Source organism: Streptomyces sp. NPDC014656, from assembly GCF_043084305.1.
Classification (GTDB): domain Bacteria; phylum Actinomycetota; class Actinomycetes; order Streptomycetales; family Streptomycetaceae; genus Streptomyces.
On sequence record NZ_JBIBZN010000011.1, the window covers coordinates 249,791 to 267,663 of the forward strand.

The following is a 17,873-nucleotide window of genomic DNA, read 5'->3' on the forward strand; positions in this document are numbered from 1 at the left end:
GGAAGCGAGAGCGAGGGCCACGGTGAAGGGGACACCGCGTCATGTCCGAAGTCAAGAATCCGGCCCCCGCGCGGGACCGGGACCCGGGTGGCGGGCGGGCCGGACGGCCCGCCGGAGCACCCGGCGGGGGATGGACGCGGTTCGTGACCGCGCGGCCCCGGCTCACCCTGCTCGTCGCCCTCGTCCTCACCGCCCTCGCGGTCCTCGCCGGCGGCGGCGTCGGCGACCGGATGGGCAGCGGCGGCTGGGAGGACCCGGCCGCCGAATCCACCTACGCCACCGAGGCGCTGGAGCGGGAGTTCCCCGGCTCCCAGCCCAACCTGCTGCTCCTCGTCGACGCCGGGAAGGCCGGGGTCGACGACCCCGCCGCGGCCGCCGAGGGCCGCCGGCTCACCGAGCGGCTCACCGCCGAGCCCGGCGTCGAGGGCGTCGGCTCCTACTGGACCACCGGCTCGCCCGCGCTGCGCTCCGAGGACGGCACCAAGGCCGTCGTCGCCGCCCGGATCGCCGGCGAGGAGAAGGCGGCCGGCGAGGTCCTCGACCGGATCGCCCCCTCCTACCAGGGCACCCGGGGGCCGGTCGAGGTCACCCTCGGCGGCGGCCTCGCCGTCCGCCACGAGATGCAGACGATCATCCAGGAGGACCTGCTGAGGGCCGAGCTGATCGCCCTGCCCCTCACCCTGGTCCTGCTCGTCATGGTCTTCGGCAGCGCCGTCGCCGCCCTGCTGCCGCTCGGCGTCGGCATCGTCGCCATCCTCGGGACCAACGCCGTGCTGCGCGGCCTCACCGAGTTCACCGACGTCTCCGTCTTCGCGCAGAACCTCACCACCGCGCTCGGCCTCGGCCTCGCCATCGACTACGCGCTCTTCGTCGTCCGCCGCTACCGCGAGGAGCTCGCCGCGGGCGCCGAACCGGGCGCCGCCGTCCGCACCACCCTGCGCACCGCCGGGCGGACCGTGCTCTTCTCCGCCCTCACCGTCGCCGTCTCGCTCGCCGCCATGCTGGTCTTCCCGCAGTACTTCCTGCGCTCCTTCGCCTACGCGGGCATCGCCGTCGTCCTGCTCGCCGCGGCCGCCGCCCTCACCCTGCTCCCGGCCGCCCTCGTGCTCCTCGGCCACCGGGTCGACGCCCTCGACCTGCGCCGCCTGTTCCGGCGCCGCCGGGCCCCCGCGGAGGACACCTCCGCGAAGGACGCCCCGGCGGGCACCGGCTGGTCCCGGGCGGCCGGCCTGGTGATGCGCCGGGCCCCCGTCTTCGCCGGCCTCACCACCGCCGGCCTCGTCCTGCTCGGACTGCCCTTCCTCGGCGTGCGGTTCGGCACCGCCGACGACCGGCAGCTGCCCGCCACCGCCACCTCCCGGATCGTCCAGGAGGAGCTGCGCGAGGGCTTCCCCGGCGACCCCGGCGGGAGCCTCACCGTCCTCGCCCGGGGCCCCGCCACCCCCGCCGAGTACGGCGCCTACCGCGAGCGGATCGCCGCCCTCGACGGCATCGTCCGCGTCGACGGCCCCGTCGTCTCCGGCACCGGTGCGGACGCCCACGCCTACTACGGCGTCGTCCCCGAAGGCCCCGGCGTCGGCGCCGGCGCCCAGCGGGCCGTCGGCGAACTGCGCGCCGCCGACGCCCCCTTCGACACCTCCGTCACCGGCCAGGCCGCCGTCCTCGTCGACTCCAAGGCCGCCATCGGCGAGCGGCTCCCCTGGGCCGCGGGCATCATCGTCCTCGTCACCCTGCTGCTGGTCTTCCTGCTCACCGGCAGCGTCGTCATCCCCGTCCAGGCCGTCGTCCTCAACGCCCTCAGCCTCACCGCGATGTTCGGCGCCGTCGTCTGGGTCTTCCAGGACGGACACCTCTCCGGCCTCCTCGGCTTCACCGCCACCGGCGACATCGAGACCACCCTGCCGGTCCTCATGTTCTGCGTGGCCTTCGGCCTCTCCATGGACTACGGCGTCTTCCTGCTCTCCCGCATCAAGGAGGAGTACGACACCACCGGCGACCACGAGGGAGCCGTCCGCTTCGGACTCGCCCGCACCGGCGGGCTCATCACCGCCGCCGCCGTCATCCTCGCCGTCGTCATGGTCGCCATCGGCACCTCCCGGGTCACCAACACCAAGATGCTGGGCCTCGGCGTCGCCCTCGCCGTCGTCATGGACGCCACGGTCGTCCGCAGCCTCCTCGTCCCCTCGGTCATGAAGCTCACCGGCCGCCTCACCTGGTGGGCCCCCGGGCCGCTGCGCCGCTTCCACGACCGCTTCGGCATCAGCGAGTCCGGGGCACCGGCCGCGCCCGGCACCACCGCCGGCGACCCGGAGGAGATACGCGAGCCCGTCGGCGCCCGGGGCTGAGACACGGCGCGGCGCCGGCCCCCGAACCACCGGGAGCCGGCGCCGCGCGGGGCGCGGGAGCGCGGGTCAGTCGCGGCGCGCCCGGTTGCCCGGACGGCTCGCGACCCAGGCACGGACGGTGTCCGCGTACCAGAAGGGCTTGCCGGACTCCACGTGGTCGGGCGGCGGCAGCAGCCCGTGCTTGCGGTAGGAGCGGATGGTGTCGGGCTGCACCCGGATGTGCGCCGCGATGTCCTTGTACGTCCAGAGGCTTCTGTCCGTCATGCCTGTACCTCCCTCACGCCCCGTGCCGCGCAGCGGTGGCGGGGGGTGCCGTTCGGGGGCGCTGCGGGCGGTGGCGTCGGTGATCACCGGTCCTGTGCCCGGTGAACGGTCCTTCCGGACCGCCGGGAAGCGGCTGTCGAACGCCTGTGACAGGAAGCCCGCGTAACGGAGACATGTGTGACGGGGGCGCGAAGGCCGTGACAGAAGTGGCGCACGGTCACGACGGCGCGCCTTCGTGCGCCGGAGCCGCCGGAGCCACCCGGGCCGCCGGGCCGTGCGGGGCTACACCCCGCAGGAGCGGAGGTAGCCGCGGGTGCGCAGGGCGATCGGATAGGGGGCGTCCGGCTCGCACGGGTACATGTCCTGCTCCACGATCGCGAAGAGCTCCGTGCCCAGCGCCGCCGCGGCGGCCAGCACCGGCTCCAGGGCCGGCACCCCGGCCGGCGGCTCGCACATCACGCCCCGGGCCACCGCCGGGCCGAACGGCAGCCCCTCGGCCCGCACCTCCGCGAGCACCGCCGGGTCCACCTGCTTCAGATGGAGGTAGCCGATGCGCTCCCCGTAGGTCTCGATCAGCTTGACGCTGTCCCCGCCCGCGTACGCGTAGTGCCCGGTGTCCAGGCAGAGCGCCACCGCGTCCGGATCGGTGGCGTCGAGGAAGCGGGTCACGCTCTCCTCGTCGTCGAGATGGGTGTCGGCGTGCGGATGGACCACGATCCGCAGCCCGTACCGCTCCCGCACCTCCCGTCCGAGCCGCTCGGTCAGCGCCGTCAGGTGCCGCCACTGCTCCGGCGTCAGCACCCGGTCCTCCAGCACCTCGCCGGTCCTGTCGTCCCGCCAGAAGGAGGGGATCACCACCAGGTGCCGGGCCCCCACGGCCTGCGCCAGGGCCGCGTTCTCGGCGACGTGCGCCCAGGTCCGCTCCCACACGCCCGGCCCGTGGTGCAGCCCGGTGAAGACGGTGCCCGCCGACACCCTCAGCCCGCGCCGGGAGGTCTCCTCGGCGAGCAGCGCCGGATCGGTGGGCAGATAGCCGTACGGACCCAGCTCGATCCACTCGTAGCCGGACCCCGCCACCTCGTCGAGGAACCGCTGCCACGGCACCTGCCGGGGATCGTCGGGGAACCACACCCCCCAGGAGTCCGGGGCGGATCCGATCCGGATGCGGGACGGCGACGGCGACGGCGACGGCTTCGTCATGCCAGCCACCTTGACCCCGCCCCGGAGCAGCGTCAAGACGGCCGCCGGACCGGCCCGGGGCGCGCCCGAATGTCCGGACATGTCGTTGACACGCCTCCCGGGGGAGGGTTAGACCTGGGAGCGGGCACCGGAGTCGAGAGGTGGCACGGGTGGAGTCGGAGCCGTACGAGCTGATCACCATGGGGCGGCTCGGCGTGGACCTCTACCCCCTCCAGAGCGGCGTCGGGCTCGACCGGGTCGAGACCTTCCGCAGGTTCCTCGGCGGCTCCCCGGCCAACGTGGCCGTCGCCGCCGCCCGCCTGGGCCGGCGCACCGCCCTCGTCAGCCGCACCGGCGCCGACGCCTTCGGCACCTACCTCCGGCGCGAGCTGAAGGAGTGCGCGGTGGACGCCCGCTGGGTCACCGAGGTCCCCGCGCACCCCACGCCCGTCACCTTCTGCGCCCTCTTCCCGCCGGACGACTTCCCCCTCACCTTCTACCGCCGCCCCAAGGCCCCCGACCTGGAGATCCACCCGCACGAGCTGGACCTCGACGCGCTGCGCGCCGCCCGCGTCCTGTGGGCCACCGGCACCGGCCTCAGCGAGGAACCCAGCCGCGCCGCCACCCTCACCGCCCTGCGGGCCCGCGCCGGCCGCGCCCACACCGTCCTCGACCTCGACTGGCGCCCCGCCTTCTGGCCCGACCCGGACACCGCCCGCCCCCACTACACCGAGGCCCTGCGGCACGCCACGGTCGCCGTGGGCAACGCCGAGGAGTGCGAGGTCGCCACCGGCGAACGCGACCCGGAGGCCGCCGCCCGCGCCCTCCTCGGCCTCCTCGCCCCCGGCGACGGCACCGGCCTCCGGCTCGCCGTGGTCAAACGCGGACCCGAGGGCGTCCTCGCGCTCGCCGCGGACGGGAGCCGCGCCGCCGTCCCGCCGCTGCCGGTCGAGGTCGTCAACGGTCTCGGCGCCGGGGACGCCTTCGGCGGCGCGCTCGTCGACGGCCTCCTCGCCGGCCTCCCGCTGGAGGAGGTCCTGCGCCGCGCGGGCGCCGCCGGCTCGATCGTCGCCGGCCGCCTGGGCTGCGCCCCCGCCATGCCGGACGCCGCCGAGATCGCCCGCGCCCTCGCGGCCGGCTCGGGCACGCTCCGGCCGGGGGACGATCCCCGCTGACCCGCCCGTGCGACCCCGCTCCCGCCTCCGCCCACCGAGGACACCCGCACATGACCAGCCCGCACCGCCGCCGCCTCCACCTCCCCGCCGGGACCGCCGGCCGGGGACCGTACGTCCTGGACATCGACCCGGGGACCGCCGGATGGAGCCGTTCCGCGCTCCGCGTCCTCGATCTGCCGCCAGGGGCGGAACACACTTTCGACAGCGCGGATGCCGAGTGGGTGGTGCTTCCCCTCGCCGGTGCCTGTACCGTGCGCGTCGACGGGGATCTTTTCGAACTCGGGGGCCGGAGAAGCGTGTTCGCCTCCGTGTCCGACTTCGTCTACGTACCGCGCGACGCCCACGCCCAGATCGCCTCCGGCGCGGGAGGCCGCTTCGCTTTGGCAGGAGCGAACTGCGAGCGACGACTCCCCGCCCGCTACGGCCCCGCGCCGGAGGTTCCCGTGGAGACCCGCGGCAGCGGCGACCGCGCCCGCACCGTGCGGAACTTCGCCTCGGCGGACGCCTTCCCCTGCGACCGGCTGATCGCCGTCGAGGTGATCACCCCCGGCGGCCACTGGTCCTCCTACCCGCCGCACAAGCACGACGAGCACCGCCCCGGGACCGAGTCCGTCCTGGAGGAGATCTACTACTACGAGACCGAGGACCCGCGCGGCTACGCCTACCAGCGGATCTCGCCCTCCCGGCCCGGCGGCGCCGACCTGCTCGCCGAGGTCCGAAGCGGCGACGCCGTCCTCGTCCCCGACGGCTGGCACGGCCCCTCGATCGCCCGGCCCGGCCACGACCTCTACTACCTCAACGTCATGGCCGGACCCGGCCCCGCACGGGAGTGGCGGATCAGCTTCCACCCCGACCACACGGAGGGATACGCGTGAGCGTCCGCCTCACCGGCACCGTCCGCCTCACCGTCGCCCAGGCGCTCGTGCGCTTCCTCGCCGCCCAGTACGCCGAGCGCGACGGCGACCGGCGCCGGCTCATCGCCGCCACCTGGGGCGTCTTCGGCCACGGCAACGTCGCCGGGATCGGGCAGGCGCTCGTCGAGCACGGCGACGTCATGCCCTTCCACCAGGGCCGCAACGAGCAGGCCATGGTGCACGCCGCCGTCGGCCACGCCCGCCAGACCGGCCGGCTCTCCGCCCACGCCGTCACCACCTCCATCGGCCCCGGCGCCACCAACCTCGTCACCGGCGCCGCCCTCGCCACGATCAACCACCTGCCGGTGCTGCTGCTCCCCGGCGACACCTTCGCCGCGCGCCCCGCCGACCCCGTCCTCCAGCAGCTCCAGGTGCCGTACGCCGGCGACGTCTCCGTCAACGACTGCCTGCGCCCCGTCTCCCGCTACTTCGACCGGATCGTCCGCCCCGAGGCGCTGATCCCGGCCGCGCTCGAAGCGATGCGGGTCCTCACCGACCCGACCGCCACCGGCGCCGTCACCCTCGCCCTCCCGCAGGACGTCCAGGCGGAGGCGTACGACTGGCCCGAGGCGTTCTTCGCCGAGCGGACCTGGCGGATCCGCCGCCCCTCACCGGACGAGCACGAGCTGGAAGCGGCCGTCGAGGCGATCGCCGGGGCCGCCCGCCCGCTGATCGTCGCCGGCGGCGGCGTCCGGCACAGCGGGGCCGAGGACGCCCTCGCCGAGTTCGCCTCGCTGACCGGCATCCCGGTCGCCTCCACCCAGGCCGGCAAGGGCGTCCTGCCCCACGACCACCCCCAGGACGTCGGGGCCGTCGGCCACACCGGCACCGCCGTCGCCGACCACCTGGCCCGCACGGCCGACGTGGTCCTCGGCATCGGCACCCGCTGGACCGACTTCACCACCGCCTCCGGAACCCTCTTCGGCCACCCGTCCCCGCGCTTCGTCAACCTCAACGTCGTGGCCTTCGACGCGCACAAGCTGTCGGCGCTGCCCCTGGTCGCGGACGCCCGCGAGGGGATCGAACAGCTCCACGCGCTCCTCGACCCGCACCACGTGACCGTCCCCTACGCCCACGAGTACGCCGAGGAGAAGCTCCGCTGGGAGGCCCGGGTCACCGCCGCCTACGCCGCCCCCGACGAGACCGCCCGCCCCACCCAGGCGCAGGTCCTCGGCGTGCTCGACACCCTGGTGGACCACACCGACATCCTGGTCAACGCCGCCGGCTCGCTCCCCGGCGACCTCCACAGGCTGTGGCGGACCCGCTCCCGCGACCAGTACCACGTCGAGTACGGCTACTCCTGCATGGGCTACGAGATCCCCGCCGCGATCGGCGTCCTCCTCGCCGACCCCGGCCGGCCCGTCTGGGCCCTCGTCGGCGACGGGACGTACCTGATGAACCCCACCGAGATCGTCACCGCCGTGCAGGAACGCCTCCCGCTGAAGCTGGTGATCCTCCAGAACCACGGCTACGCCTCCATCGGCGGCCTCTCCGAGGCGGTCGGCGCCGAGCGCTACGGCACCGACTACCGCCTGAGGGACGCCGCGGGAGCCTTCACCGGCCCCCCGCTCCCCCTCGACCTCGGGGCCAACGCGGCATCCCTCGGGATGCGGGTGCTGCGCCCCCGCACCATCCGTGACCTGCGGGAAGCCCTCGCGGACGCCCGGGCCGCCACGGATCCCACATGTGTCTACATCGAGACCGAAACGGCAGACAGTGTGTCGGGCCCGCCCCCGGCCCAGGCGTGGTGGGATGTGCCCGTGGCCGAGATCTCGACCCGCCCGTCGGCGGTCAAGGCCCGCGAGGAGTACGACCGGCACGTCACCGCCCGACGCCGCCATCTCTGAAGGCCCCGAAGGAGTAACACGTCATGACGAAGAGCGTCCACCACTGGATCGGTGGCAAGACCGTCGAGGGCACGTCGGGCAACTGGGGCCCGGTCACCGACCCGGCCACCGGCGCCGTGACCACCCGGGTCGCCCTCGCCTCGGTGGAGGAGGTCGACGCGGCCGTCGCCGCCGCGAAGGACGCCTTCGCCACCTGGGGCACCTCCTCGCTGGCCCAGCGCACCACGATCCTCTTCAAGTTCCGCGCGCTGCTCGACGCCAACCGCGACGCCATCGCCGAGCTGATCGTCGCCGAGCACGGCAAGGTCCACTCCGACGCCCTCGGCGAGGTCGCCCGCGGCCTGGAGATCGTCGACCTGGCCTGCGGCATCACCACCCAGCTCAAGGGCGAGCTGTCCACCCAGGTCTCCAACCGGGTCGACGTGGCGTCCATCCGCCAGCCGGTCGGCGTCGTCGCCGGCATCACGCCCTTCAACTTCCCGGCCATGGTGCCGATGTGGATGTTCCCGATCGCCATCGCGACCGGCAACACCTTCGTCCTCAAGCCGAGCGAGAAGGACCCGTCGGCCTCCCTCAAGATCGCCGAGCTGCTGGCCGAGGCCGGTCTGCCGGACGGCGTCTTCAACGTCCTGCACGGCGACAAGGTCGCCGTCGACCGCCTCCTGGAGCACCCGGACGTCTCCGCGATCTCCTTCGTCGGCTCGACCCCGATCGCCAAGCACATCCACACCACCGCCTCCGCCCACGGCAAGCGCGTCCAGGCGCTCGGCGGCGCCAAGAACCACATGCTGGTCCTCCCGGACGCCGACCTCGACGCCGCCGCCGACGCCGCCGTCTCCGCCGCGTACGGCTCCGCCGGCGAGCGCTGCATGGCGATCTCCGCGGTCGTGGCCGTCGGCTCCATCGGTGACGAGCTGGTCGAGAAGATCCGCGAGCGCGCCGAGAAGATCAAGATCGGCCCCGGCACCGACCCCACCTCCGAGATGGGCCCGCTCATCACGGCCGTCCACCGCGACAAGGTCGCCTCCTACGTGCACGGCGCCGAGGCCGAGGGCTGCCGGGTCGTCCTCGACGGCACCGGCTACACGGTCGAGGGCCACGAGAACGGCCACTGGATCGGCCTCTCCCTCCTGGACCACGTGCCGACCTCGGCCAAGGCCTACCAGGACGAGATCTTCGGCCCGGTCCTGTGCGTGCTGCGCGCCGAGACCTACGAGGAGGGCCTCGCCCTCATCAACGCCTCGAAGTTCGGCAACGGCACCGCGATCTTCACCCGCGACGGCGGCGCCGCGCGCCGCTTCCAGCTGGAGGTCGAGGCCGGCATGGTCGGCGTCAACGTGCCGATCCCGGTGCCGGTGGGCTACCACTCCTTCGGCGGCTGGAAGGACTCGCTCTTCGGCGACCACCACATCTACGGCAACGACGGCGTCCACTTCTACACCCGCGGCAAGGTCGTCACCACCCGCTGGCCCGACCCGGCCGACGCCCCCACCGGCGTGGACCTGGGCTTCCCGCGCAACCACTGACCCGCCGTACATGCCGCCGGGCGGGCACCCCTGAAGGGGCGCCCGCCCGGAGCGGTCCAGCGGACCCGCAGGTCAGCCCACGTGCCAGCAGGTGGCGTCGAAGTCCGACACGTGGACACTGCCCGCCGAGGCGTGGAGCCCGCTGACCCAGCAGCCGTCCACGTCGCCGGCGTGCGCGGCGGCGGGGGAGGCGGCGATGAAGCCGACAGCGAGCAGACCGGCCAGAGCGATCGAGATGCGCCGAAGCATGTTCTCTCCTTGAGGTGTGGGGTACTCGACCCGACTCTTCGGCACGCACCGGCCCACCGCATGCCGGGCGACGCGATCGGGTGGCGGCCCCGCCGCCGGCCACCGCCCCCCGCGTACCGCGACCGCTGTACGCGGACCGTGCCGCGTACGCCTCCAGGAGGCCCCGCATCTCCGTCCCCGGGCGCCGCCGCCGCACAGGCGGGCCGCCTAGGCTCGGGGCCATGCGACTCCGACTTCCCCGGTGGGCCGCGGTCACCGCCGCCCTCGCCGTCCTCGCGGGCGCCGGCACCTGGACCGCCGCCGCCCTGGACGAACCGCCGCCCGTCCAGCGCGAGGACCGGGCCCTCGACCTCGACGGGGTGCGGATCGACACCTCGTACTTCACCGCCGGCGCCACCGGCCGCCGCCCCGCCGTCCTGCTCGCGCACGGCTTCGGCGGCTCCAAGGACGACGTCCGCCCGCAGGCCGAACGGCTCGCCCGCGACGGCTACGCCGTCCTCACCTGGTCCGCCCGCGGCTTCGGCGCCTCCGGCGGGAAGATCGGCCTCAACGACCCCGCCCACGAGGTCGAGGACGTCCGCGGCCTCGTCGACTGGCTCGCCGCCCGCCCCGAGGTCCTGCTCGACAAGACGGGCGACCCGCGCGTCGGCGTCGGCGGCGCCTCCTACGGCGGCGCGATCTCCCTCCTCGCCGCCGGACACGACCCGCGCGTCGACGCCATCGCCCCGCAGATCACCTACTGGAACCTAACCGACGCCCTCTTCCCCGACGGCGTCTACAAGAAGCTCTGGTCCGGGATCCTCTTCTCCATGGGCACCGACGCCCGGGGTGACGCCTGCGGCCGCTTCACCCCCGAGGTCTGCGCCCTCAGGGAACGCGTCGCCGTCTCCGGCCGGCCCGACGCCGCCGCCCGCGCCCTGCTCGAAGCCCGCAGCCCCTCCGCCGTCGGCGACCGCATCAAGGTCCCCACCCTCATCGTGCAGGGCCAGAACGACTCCCTCTTCACCCTCGACCAGTCCGACGCCATGGCCCGCGCCCTCACCGCCAACGGCGCCCCCGTCGCCGTCGACTGGACGGCCGGCGGCCACGACGGCGGCGACCGCGAGGCCGGGCGCGTGGAGGACCGGACCGTCGCCTGGTTCGACCGCTGGCTCAAGAAGGACGCCTCCGTCGACACCGGCCCCGCCTTCCGCGTCAGCCGCACCGGCGGCGTCGACTCCACCGACGGCCGCGCCACCCTGCGCGCCGCCACCGCCGACCGCTACCCGGGCCTGCGCGAGGGCACCCGCGAACTCGCCCTCGCCGGACCGGCGCAGCGCTTCACCAACCCGGCCGGCGGCGCCCCGCCCGCCGTCTCCTCCGTCCCTGGCCTCGGCGGCGGACTCTCCTCCTCCCTCGGCGTGGGCCTCGCCCTCGACTTCCCCGGCCAGCACGCCCGCTTCGACGCGGCCCCGCAGGCCGAGCCGCTCCGGATCACCGGCACCCCGACCGTCCGCGTCAAGGTCACCTCCACCGCCCCCGACGGCTCCGCCGTCCTCTTCGGCAAGGTGTACGACGTCGGGCCCGACGGACGGCAGCAGGTGCTGCCCGCCCAGCTCGTCGCCCCGGTCCGCGTCGAGGACGCCGGAAAGGGCCGGTCCGTCACCCTCACCCTGCCCGCGATCGACCACGAGGTGGAGGCCGGTCACCGGCTCCGGCTCGTCGTCTCGGCCACCGACCTCGGCTACGCCTCGCCGGTCACCACCGCCGGCTACACCGTCGCCGCCGAGGGCCCGCTGACCGTGCCCACCGCACCCGCCGTCGCCACCCAGGCCGCCGGACTGCCCTGGTGGGTCTGGGGCCTGCCGCTGATCGGCCTCGCCGTCGCCGCCGCGCTCCTCCTGACCGCCCGCCGCCGCACGGCCACCCCGGGGCCGGACCCCGAACTCGCCTCCACCCCCCTCCAGATCACCGGTCTGTCGAAGAAGTACAAGGGCGGCGAGCGGTACTCGGTCCGCGAGCTCTCCTTCCGGGTCGAGCAGGGCCAGGTCCTCGGCCTCCTCGGCCCCAACGGCGCCGGCAAGACCACCACCCTGCGCATGCTCATGGGCCTGATCACCCCCGACGAGGGCGAGATCCGGGTCTTCGGCCAGGCCATCCGCCCCGGCGCGCCGGTCCTCTCCCGCGTCGGCTCCTTCGTCGAGGGCGCCGGCTTCCTGCCGCACCTCACCGGGCGGGAGAACCTGGAGCTGTACTGGAAGGCCACCGGCCGCCCCGCCGAGGACGCCCACCTCGACGAGGCCCTGCGCATCGCCAACCTCGGCGGCGCCCTCGAACGGGCCGTCCGCACCTACTCGCAGGGCATGCGGCAGCGCCTCGCCATCGCCCAGGCCATGCTCGGCCTGCCCGACCTCCTCATCCTCGACGAACCCACCAACGGCCTCGACCCGCCGCAGATCCGCGAGATGCGGGAGGTGATGATCCGGTACGCCGCCGGGGGCCGCACCGTCATCGTCTCCAGCCACCTCCTCGCCGAGGTCGAGCAGTCCTGCACCCACCTCGTCGTCATGGACCGCGGACAGCTGGTCCAGGCGGGCCCGGTCGCCGAGATCACCGGTGCCGGGGACACCCTGCTCGTCACCCTCGGCGCGGCCGTCCCCGACGCGCTCGTCGAGAAGGTCGCCGCCCTGCCCGGCGTCGGCTCCGCGGCCCGCGCCGAGGACGGCCTCCTCGTCCGGCTCGACACCCCCGAGGGCGGGTCCGCCGACGCCACCGCGCTGATCGGCGAACTCGTCCGCCTGGACGTCCCGCTGACCGGGGTCGGCCCGCACCGACGCCTGGAGGACGCCTTCCTGACCCTGATCGGAGGATCCGCATGACCGCAACGGCCACCGGCCCCGGCCCCGAGGCCCTCGCCCCCGGCTACCGCCCCGGGCGCACCCTGCCGCTGCGCGTCGAGGCCCTGCGCCAGTGGAAGCGCCGCCGCACCCTGGTGATGGCCGGCGTGCTCGCCGCCCTGCCCTTCGTCCTGATCGTGGCCTTCGCCATCGGCGGCCCCGACGCCGACGACCGCGGCGGCCGGATCACCCTGATCGACACGGCGACCGCCTCGGGCGCCAACTTCGCGGCGACCTGCCTCTTCGTCTCCGCCGGTTTCCTCCTCGTCATCCCCGTGGCGCTGTTCTGCGGCGACACCGTCGCCTCCGAGGCCGGCTGGTCCTCGCTGCGCTACCTCCTGGCGGCGCCGGTGCCCCGGGCCCGGCTGCTCGCCGCCAAGCTGGCGGTCGCGCTCGGCTACAGCGCCGCCGCGCTCTTCCTCCTGCCGCTCCTCGCCCTCGCCGCCGGCACGGTTGCCTACGGCTGGGGCCCGCTCCAGCTCCCCACCGGCGGCTCGCTCCCGGCCGGGGACGCCGTCCTGCGCCTGCTCATCGCCACCTCCTTCGTGCTCGTCTCCCAACTGGTCACCGCGGGCCTCGCCTTCTGGCTCTCCACCCGCACCGACGCCCCGCTCGGCGCGGTCGGCGGAGCCGTCGGCCTGACCATCGTCGGCAACGTCCTGGACGCGGTCACGGCGCTCGGCGACTGGCGCGACTTCCTGCCCGCGCACTGGCAGTTCGCCTGGATCGACGCCCTCCAGCCCCGGCTGGAATGGGGCGGCATGGCCCAGGGGGCGGCGATCTCCGTCACCTACGCCCTGGTCCTCTTCGCCCTCGCCTTCCGGGGCTTCGCCCGCAAGGACATCGTGTCCTGACCGGCCCCCGCCCGGCCGGGTCTCACAGCCACCCCCTCCGAGCCGCTTCCGCGCCCGCGCGGAAGCGGCTCGTCGTCCCCAGCGCGGCGAGCAGCTCGCCCACCCGCCGGCTGTACGTCCGCGCCGACATGCCGAGCCGCGCCGCGGCCGCCTCGTCCGTCAGCCCCGACAGCAGCGCCTCCAGGACCGGCCGGAGCGGCTCGGGCGGCGCGCCCGGGGGACGCGGAGGCGGGACGCGGACCAGCTCCTCCGCCGTCGTCCAGCAGGCGTGATGGGCCCGCACCAGGGCCTGCACCACCACCGGGTCCCGGATCAGCAGCAGGCCGTTGTACAGCAGCTCCAGATCGAGCGGGACCGCCGCCACCGTCCGGTCCACCACGATCAGCTTGAACGGGATCGCGTCGGCGAACCGCGCCCGTCCGGGTATCCGCGGTCCGTCCTCCAGCCGGGGCAGCGCGTGCCGGGGCACGATCCGCCGCACCTCCCCGGCCCGCTCCGCCGCCGCGCGCATGCACGCTCCCGCCAGCTCCAGGAACGGCTCGGGGATCGCGTGGTCCGCCGAGGCCACCGGATCGTCGAAGGTCAGCAGCTCGTGCCGGGTCGAGGCGGCCAGCCCGGCGAGCGCCGCGCTGATGCGCCGCGCGCCCCGGACCGGGCGCCCCGCCGGCCGCTGTCCCTCGGTCGCGGCCCGGTTCATCGCCGAGCGGGCGAGCATCACGGAGCCCGCGCTCTCTGCCACCGCTGACCACCCCCGCCCGATCGATGTCCACTCCATGTACTCACGCGACTGCGCACGGTGACAACCCCTGTGGACAAACGTGGCGACTCCATGCCACTGGCCCCCGTTCCGCCTTCCGTTGCCACATCGAGATCCATCCGCAACGCCTTCGCCGGGTCCGCGCGCGCCTCTCGTTCGTCACAGTCCCAGGAGCCGGGCGCGGCTCCCGCCGCACCCGGCGGTGGCCCGCGCCCGGGACCGGTCCGCAACGGGAAGACAAGAACCGCACGACGACGGGGAGTCGCTCATGAAACGTCCGCACCGGAGAAACGCCGTCCTCGCCGGGGTGCTCGCCGCCGGCCTCCTCCTCGGTGGCTGCGGCGCGGGAGGGGAGCGCTCGACCTCCGACCACCGGGAGGCCGCGCCGCACGTCCCCGACGGCGCCCGCACCGCCGCGCCCGCGCCCTCCGCCCCGGCCGAGGGCCGGGACGAGGGCGCCCCCGAGGGCGAGCAGCGGGCCCCGAGCCCCGCCCCCGACTACCTCTCCACCTTCGCCCTCGACGTCGACACCGCCTCGTACGGCTACGCCCGCCGCTCGCTCGCCGACGGCCGGCTGCCCGACCCCGCCACCGTGCGGCCCGAGGAGTTCGTCAACAGCTTCCGCCCCGACTACCCGCGCCCCGCCGACGACGGCTTCAGCGTCACCGTCGACGGTGCCCGCACGGGGGCCGAGGGCTGGTCCCTCGTCCGGGTCGGCCTCGCCACCCGGGGCACGGACCGGGCGGGCGAACGCCCGCCCGCCGCCCTCACCTTCGTCGTCGACGTCTCCGGTTCGATGGGCGAGCCCGGCCGCCTCGGCCTCGTCCAGCACGCCCTGCGCCTCGCCGCCGACGAGCTCCGCGACGACGACTCCGTCGCCCTGGTGGCCTTCAGCGACGACGCCGAGACCCTGCTGCCGATGACCCGGCTCGGCGACGCCCGCCACCGGGTCCGCGAGGCCGTCGACTCCCTCGCCATCCGCTCCTCCACCAACCTGGAGGCCGGCCTGCGCACCGGCTACGACGTGGCCGCCGAGGGGCACCGGAAGGGCGCCACCAACCGGGTCGTGCTGCTTTCCGACGCCCTCGCCAACACCGGGGAGACGGCCGCCGACGCCCTCCTCGGCCACATCGACGAACAGCGCAGGGAGCACGGCATCACCCTCTTCGGGGTGGGCGTCGGCAGCGAGTACGGCGACGAGCTGATGGAGCGGCTCGCCGACCGGGGCGACGGCCAGACCACGTACGTCTCCACCCAGGACCAGGCCCGCAAGGTCTTCGTCGACCAGCTGCCCGGCCAGGTCGAGCTGCGCGCCCGGGACGCCAAGGCGCAGGTCGCCTTCGACCGGGAGACCGTGGAGCGGTTCCGGCTGATCGGCTACGAGAACCGCGCGGTCGCCGACGAGGACTTCCGGAACGACCGGGTCGACGGCGGCGAGGTCGGCGCCGGGCACACGGTCACCGCCCTGTACGTGGTGAAGACCCGTCCCGGCGCGAGCGGCCGGATCGCCACCGCCACCGTCCGCTGGCTCGACCCCGACTCCCGCTCCCCGCAGGAGCGTTCGGGCTCGGTCGCGTCCGGCGCGCTGGGGGCGGGGCTCTGGGACTCCGGTCACGACAGCCTGCGGCTCTCCGCGATCTCCGCCTACTTCGCGGAGGAGCTGCGCGGCGGATCGCTGCCGGGCGCGCCCCGCCTGGACGAACTGGCCGGGTACGCCGAATCCATCCGCGCGCGTTCCGGTTCGGCGGTGGTCGGCGAGCTGGCCGAAGCCGTCCGGCAGGCCGACCGGCTGATCGGTGAACGGCCCTCGGGGGAGGGCGAGTTCCGGTCCTCCGACCCGTACGCCTGAGCCGTTCTCCCGAGCCGCCCGCCCCTTCCACGCGCGCGCGTGGAAGGGGTCCGGAGAGGAACGGGCGGCTCCGCCGCGGGGGCGGCATCATGACCCCATGGCCACCCTGCTGCTCGCCCTCGCCGTAGGAAGCACCGGCCTCTACGCCGGTTTCCTCCTGATCTTCCTCACCGGGATCATGCCCGCCCTGGGCCGCCTCACGGACGCCGCGTTCGTCACCGCGATGCGCCGTGTGAACGAGGCGGTGCCCAGGGCGGTCTTCATGACCGTCTTCGCGGCGGCCGCCGTCCTCCCGCTCGCCGCCTATCTGGTGCCGGTGGACGGCCGGACCGGTGCGCAGCGCTGGCTGGTCCTCGCCGGTTTCGTCTGCGCGGTCCTCAACCACCTGGTGACGATCGTCGGGAACGTCCCGCTCAACGTGGCGCTCGCCGCCGCGGAGGGGCCCGACGAGGATCCGGCCGTGACCCGCGCCGCCTTCGAGCCGCGCTGGAACGCCTGCCACCGGATCCGCACGGCCCTGATCGTCGCCGCCTTCGGCCTGCTCACCGCGGCCGCCGTCGGCTGATCCCGGAACCCGTCCCTCCGCACTCCCGGTCCGGCGGTGAAACAGACCGCCGGGTCGGCTTGCCCTCCGGAGTGGCGCGATCTCGTCGAAGATCACCCCTTCCGCATCCGCAGGGACCCTTCAAAACCAAACTACCGAGTCCGAAACATGGCGCTGGCATGCATCGGCTTTCGGCCCCTGGCGAGAACCCGCCGTCCTTATATCCCATCAAAGAGGGTGAATCACTCCGATTTCAGGGGTCCGGATTTCATACCTTCCGGTTTCTTATTGACATGACCAGGGGGGTCTTTTTTTAATCAACCTGAGGATCCGCGTGCGCAGACACCGAGGGGGCATAGTGGACGTCCACATCCTGGGGGGACTGTCGGTCCGCGAGGGCGGGGTGCCGATCACCCCGACCGCGGCCGCGCCGCGCCAGGTCCTCGCCCTGCTCACCGCCTTCGCAGGCCAGGTCGTCCCCGTCACCGTCCTCACCGAGGAGCTGTGGCCCTCCGGCGCCCCGCGCGGCGCGCGGACCGAACTCGCGACCCACATAGCGGAGCTGCGCGCGCTCATCGCCCGCGCCCTGCACGAGACCGAGGACGAGACCGCGGCGGGCGGCTGGACCGAGCGGCGCACCGCCGACGCGGTCCTCGTCTCGCTCCCCGGCGGCTACCGCCTCGACACCGGCGTCGGCGTCCACGACATCGGACAGTTCGAGCGCGCGGCCGGCGCCGGCTACCGCGCCATGGACGCCGGCGACCTGGTCCGCGCCTCCCTGCGCCTCGGCGAGGCCCTCGCCCTCTGGCGCGGCGAGCCCTACGCGGGCGTGGCCGCCGGCCCGTGCCTGCGCCGGGAGATCGAGCGCCTGGAGAGCGCCCGCCTCAGCGTCCTCGACCAGTGGGTCGAGGCCCAGCTCGGCCTCGGCCGGCACGAGCAGATCCTCTCCGAACTGCCCGGACTCGCCGCCCGCTACGCCACCAACGAACCGCTCCAGGCCCACCTCATGGTCGCCCTGCTCCGCTGCGGCCGCCACGAGGAGGCCCTCGCCGTCTACGAGCGGCTGCGCGCGATCCTCCAGCGGGAGACCGGCATGGAGCCCTCCGCCCGCCTCCGCCGCCTCCAGCACACCGTCCTCGCCGTCCGCCACACGCGCGTGGCCACCGGGAACGGCGGCCGCGCACCGCTCCCCGGCACCCCCGGGGAGAACGTCTTCGGCCACGTCCCCGGAGCCGGGGCCGCGCACGCCGGCGCGACACCGGCCGTCACCTGGTACGGCCCCGCCCTGCCGCGCGTCCCCGCCCAGTCCCAGGCGGCCCGCGCGGACTCCGTCACCACCGCGGTGGCGATCGCCGTCTGACGGCTCGTCGGCTCCGCCCATGGAGGGATACGGGCCCACGGGGAATGAAGTGCCGCACGTCACCGTTGACCCGCTCCCGAGACCGAATTAGTTTCGGCCGCGAGGACGGGTTTCCTCCGAGGTGCCCGATTTAA

General features: G+C 74.7%; 14 protein-coding genes. 10 read left to right on the top strand and 4 right to left on the bottom strand.

Annotated features, from left to right (window positions below):
* The first annotated feature begins 41 nt into the window (after nt 1-41).
* The gene (locus tag ACF1ED_RS24755; protein ID WP_391763925.1) at nt 42-2,345 is read left to right on the top strand and encodes an MMPL family transporter; all 2,304 of its coding nucleotides are present in this window, start codon (nt 42-44) and stop codon (nt 2,343-2,345) included.
* A gap of 66 nt (nt 2,346-2,411) precedes the next feature.
* Here ACF1ED_RS24755 and ACF1ED_RS24760 read toward each other — a convergent pair whose 3' ends face one another.
* Both ACF1ED_RS24760 and ACF1ED_RS24765 read right to left on the bottom strand, forming a co-directional pair.
* Entirely contained in the window at nt 2,412-2,609 is a 198-nt protein-coding gene (locus tag ACF1ED_RS24760; protein ID WP_391763927.1) for a helix-turn-helix transcriptional regulator, read from the bottom strand.
* A 282-nt stretch (nt 2,610-2,891) separates the two neighbouring features.
* On the bottom strand, nt 2,892-3,809 hold the full coding sequence (locus tag ACF1ED_RS24765; protein ID WP_391763929.1) for a sugar phosphate isomerase/epimerase family protein: 918 nt from the start codon (nt 3,807-3,809) through the stop codon (nt 2,892-2,894).
* 179 nt (nt 3,810-3,988) lie between these two features.
* Here ACF1ED_RS24765 and iolC point away from each other — a divergent pair, with 179 nt between their 5' ends.
* The 4 genes from iolC to ACF1ED_RS24785 are packed head-to-tail and all read left to right on the top strand — an operon-like array spanning nt 3,989 to nt 9,250.
* Nucleotides 3,989-4,963, top strand: a complete 975-nt coding sequence (gene iolC, locus ACF1ED_RS24770; protein WP_391764056.1) for a 5-dehydro-2-deoxygluconokinase — start codon at nt 3,989-3,991, stop codon at nt 4,961-4,963.
* Nucleotides 4,964-5,013: 50 nt separating this feature from the next.
* Nucleotides 5,014-5,838: a 5-deoxy-glucuronate isomerase gene (gene iolB / locus ACF1ED_RS24775; protein ID WP_391763931.1), complete on the top strand. Its 825-nt coding sequence runs from the start codon at nt 5,014-5,016 to the stop codon at nt 5,836-5,838.
* Complete coding sequence (iolD, locus tag ACF1ED_RS24780) at nt 5,835-7,724, top strand: 3D-(3,5/4)-trihydroxycyclohexane-1,2-dione acylhydrolase (decyclizing) (RefSeq protein WP_391763933.1); 1,890 nt, start codon at nt 5,835-5,837, stop codon at nt 7,722-7,724. The genes iolB and iolD overlap by 4 nt, the downstream gene beginning before the upstream one ends.
* A 23-nt stretch (nt 7,725-7,747) precedes the next feature.
* Complete coding sequence (locus ACF1ED_RS24785) at nt 7,748-9,250, top strand: CoA-acylating methylmalonate-semialdehyde dehydrogenase (RefSeq protein WP_391763935.1); 1,503 nt, start codon at nt 7,748-7,750, stop codon at nt 9,248-9,250.
* Between the two features lie 72 nt (nt 9,251-9,322).
* Here the strand turns inward: ACF1ED_RS24785 and ACF1ED_RS24790 are convergent, their stop codons facing one another.
* Entirely contained in the window at nt 9,323-9,499 is a 177-nt protein-coding gene (locus ACF1ED_RS24790) for a hypothetical protein (RefSeq protein WP_391763937.1), read from the bottom strand.
* Nucleotides 9,500-9,720: 221 nt separating this feature from the next.
* Between ACF1ED_RS24790 and ACF1ED_RS24795 the strand changes: the two genes are divergently transcribed.
* Together ACF1ED_RS24795 and ACF1ED_RS24800 are read left to right on the top strand one after the other, a co-directional pair.
* Nucleotides 9,721-12,357 (top strand): alpha/beta fold hydrolase, encoded by a 2,637-nt coding sequence (locus ACF1ED_RS24795; RefSeq protein WP_391763939.1) that lies wholly within the window; start codon nt 9,721-9,723, stop codon nt 12,355-12,357.
* Entirely contained in the window at nt 12,354-13,229 is an 876-nt protein-coding gene (locus ACF1ED_RS24800) for an ABC transporter permease (RefSeq protein ID WP_391763941.1), read from the top strand. The genes ACF1ED_RS24795 and ACF1ED_RS24800 overlap by 4 nt, the downstream gene beginning before the upstream one ends.
* A gap of 22 nt (nt 13,230-13,251) precedes the next feature.
* Here ACF1ED_RS24800 and ACF1ED_RS24805 read toward each other — a convergent pair whose 3' ends face one another.
* Nucleotides 13,252-13,968, bottom strand: coding sequence for a DNA-binding response regulator (locus tag ACF1ED_RS24805; protein ID WP_391763943.1), 717 nt, complete (start codon nt 13,966-13,968; stop codon nt 13,252-13,254).
* Nucleotides 13,969-14,254: 286 nt separating this feature from the next.
* Here ACF1ED_RS24805 and ACF1ED_RS24810 point away from each other — a divergent pair, with 286 nt between their 5' ends.
* The 3 genes from ACF1ED_RS24810 to ACF1ED_RS24820 all read left to right on the top strand — a co-directional run bounded on the left by ACF1ED_RS24810 (nt 14,255) and on the right by ACF1ED_RS24820 (nt 17,739).
* The gene (locus ACF1ED_RS24810) at nt 14,255-15,835 is read left to right on the top strand and encodes a von Willebrand factor type A domain-containing protein (protein ID WP_391763945.1); all 1,581 of its coding nucleotides are present in this window, start codon (nt 14,255-14,257) and stop codon (nt 15,833-15,835) included.
* Nucleotides 15,836-15,932: 97 nt separating this feature from the next.
* The gene (locus ACF1ED_RS24815; protein WP_391763947.1) at nt 15,933-16,400 is read left to right on the top strand and encodes a DUF1772 domain-containing protein; all 468 of its coding nucleotides are present in this window, start codon (nt 15,933-15,935) and stop codon (nt 16,398-16,400) included.
* 337 nt (nt 16,401-16,737) lie between these two features.
* Nucleotides 16,738-17,739, top strand: a complete 1,002-nt coding sequence (locus ACF1ED_RS24820) for a BTAD domain-containing putative transcriptional regulator (protein WP_391763949.1) — start codon at nt 16,738-16,740, stop codon at nt 17,737-17,739.
* The last annotated feature ends 134 nt before the right edge of the window (nt 17,740-17,873 follow it).

Coding starts and splice junctions, on each gene's coding strand:
- ACF1ED_RS24790 (WP_391763937.1), bottom strand. CDS start 9,499: ATGCTTCGGCGCATCTCGATCGCTCTGGCCGGTCTGCTCGCTGTCGGC.
- ACF1ED_RS24785 (WP_391763935.1), top strand. CDS start 7,748: ATGACGAAGAGCGTCCACCACTGGATCGGTGGCAAGACCGTCGAGGGC.
- ACF1ED_RS24810 (WP_391763945.1), top strand. CDS start 14,255: ATGAAACGTCCGCACCGGAGAAACGCCGTCCTCGCCGGGGTGCTCGCC.
- ACF1ED_RS24755 (WP_391763925.1), top strand. CDS start 42: ATGTCCGAAGTCAAGAATCCGGCCCCCGCGCGGGACCGGGACCCGGGT.
- ACF1ED_RS24815 (WP_391763947.1), top strand. CDS start 15,933: ATGGCCACCCTGCTGCTCGCCCTCGCCGTAGGAAGCACCGGCCTCTAC.
- ACF1ED_RS24795 (WP_391763939.1), top strand. CDS start 9,721: ATGCGACTCCGACTTCCCCGGTGGGCCGCGGTCACCGCCGCCCTCGCC.
- ACF1ED_RS24760 (WP_391763927.1), bottom strand. CDS start 2,609: ATGACGGACAGAAGCCTCTGGACGTACAAGGACATCGCGGCGCACATC.
- iolC (WP_391764056.1), top strand. CDS start 3,989: ATGGGGCGGCTCGGCGTGGACCTCTACCCCCTCCAGAGCGGCGTCGGG.
- ACF1ED_RS24800 (WP_391763941.1), top strand. CDS start 12,354: ATGACCGCAACGGCCACCGGCCCCGGCCCCGAGGCCCTCGCCCCCGGC.
- iolB (WP_391763931.1), top strand. CDS start 5,014: ATGACCAGCCCGCACCGCCGCCGCCTCCACCTCCCCGCCGGGACCGCC.
- ACF1ED_RS24765 (WP_391763929.1), bottom strand. CDS start 3,809: ATGACGAAGCCGTCGCCGTCGCCGTCGCCGTCCCGCATCCGGATCGGA.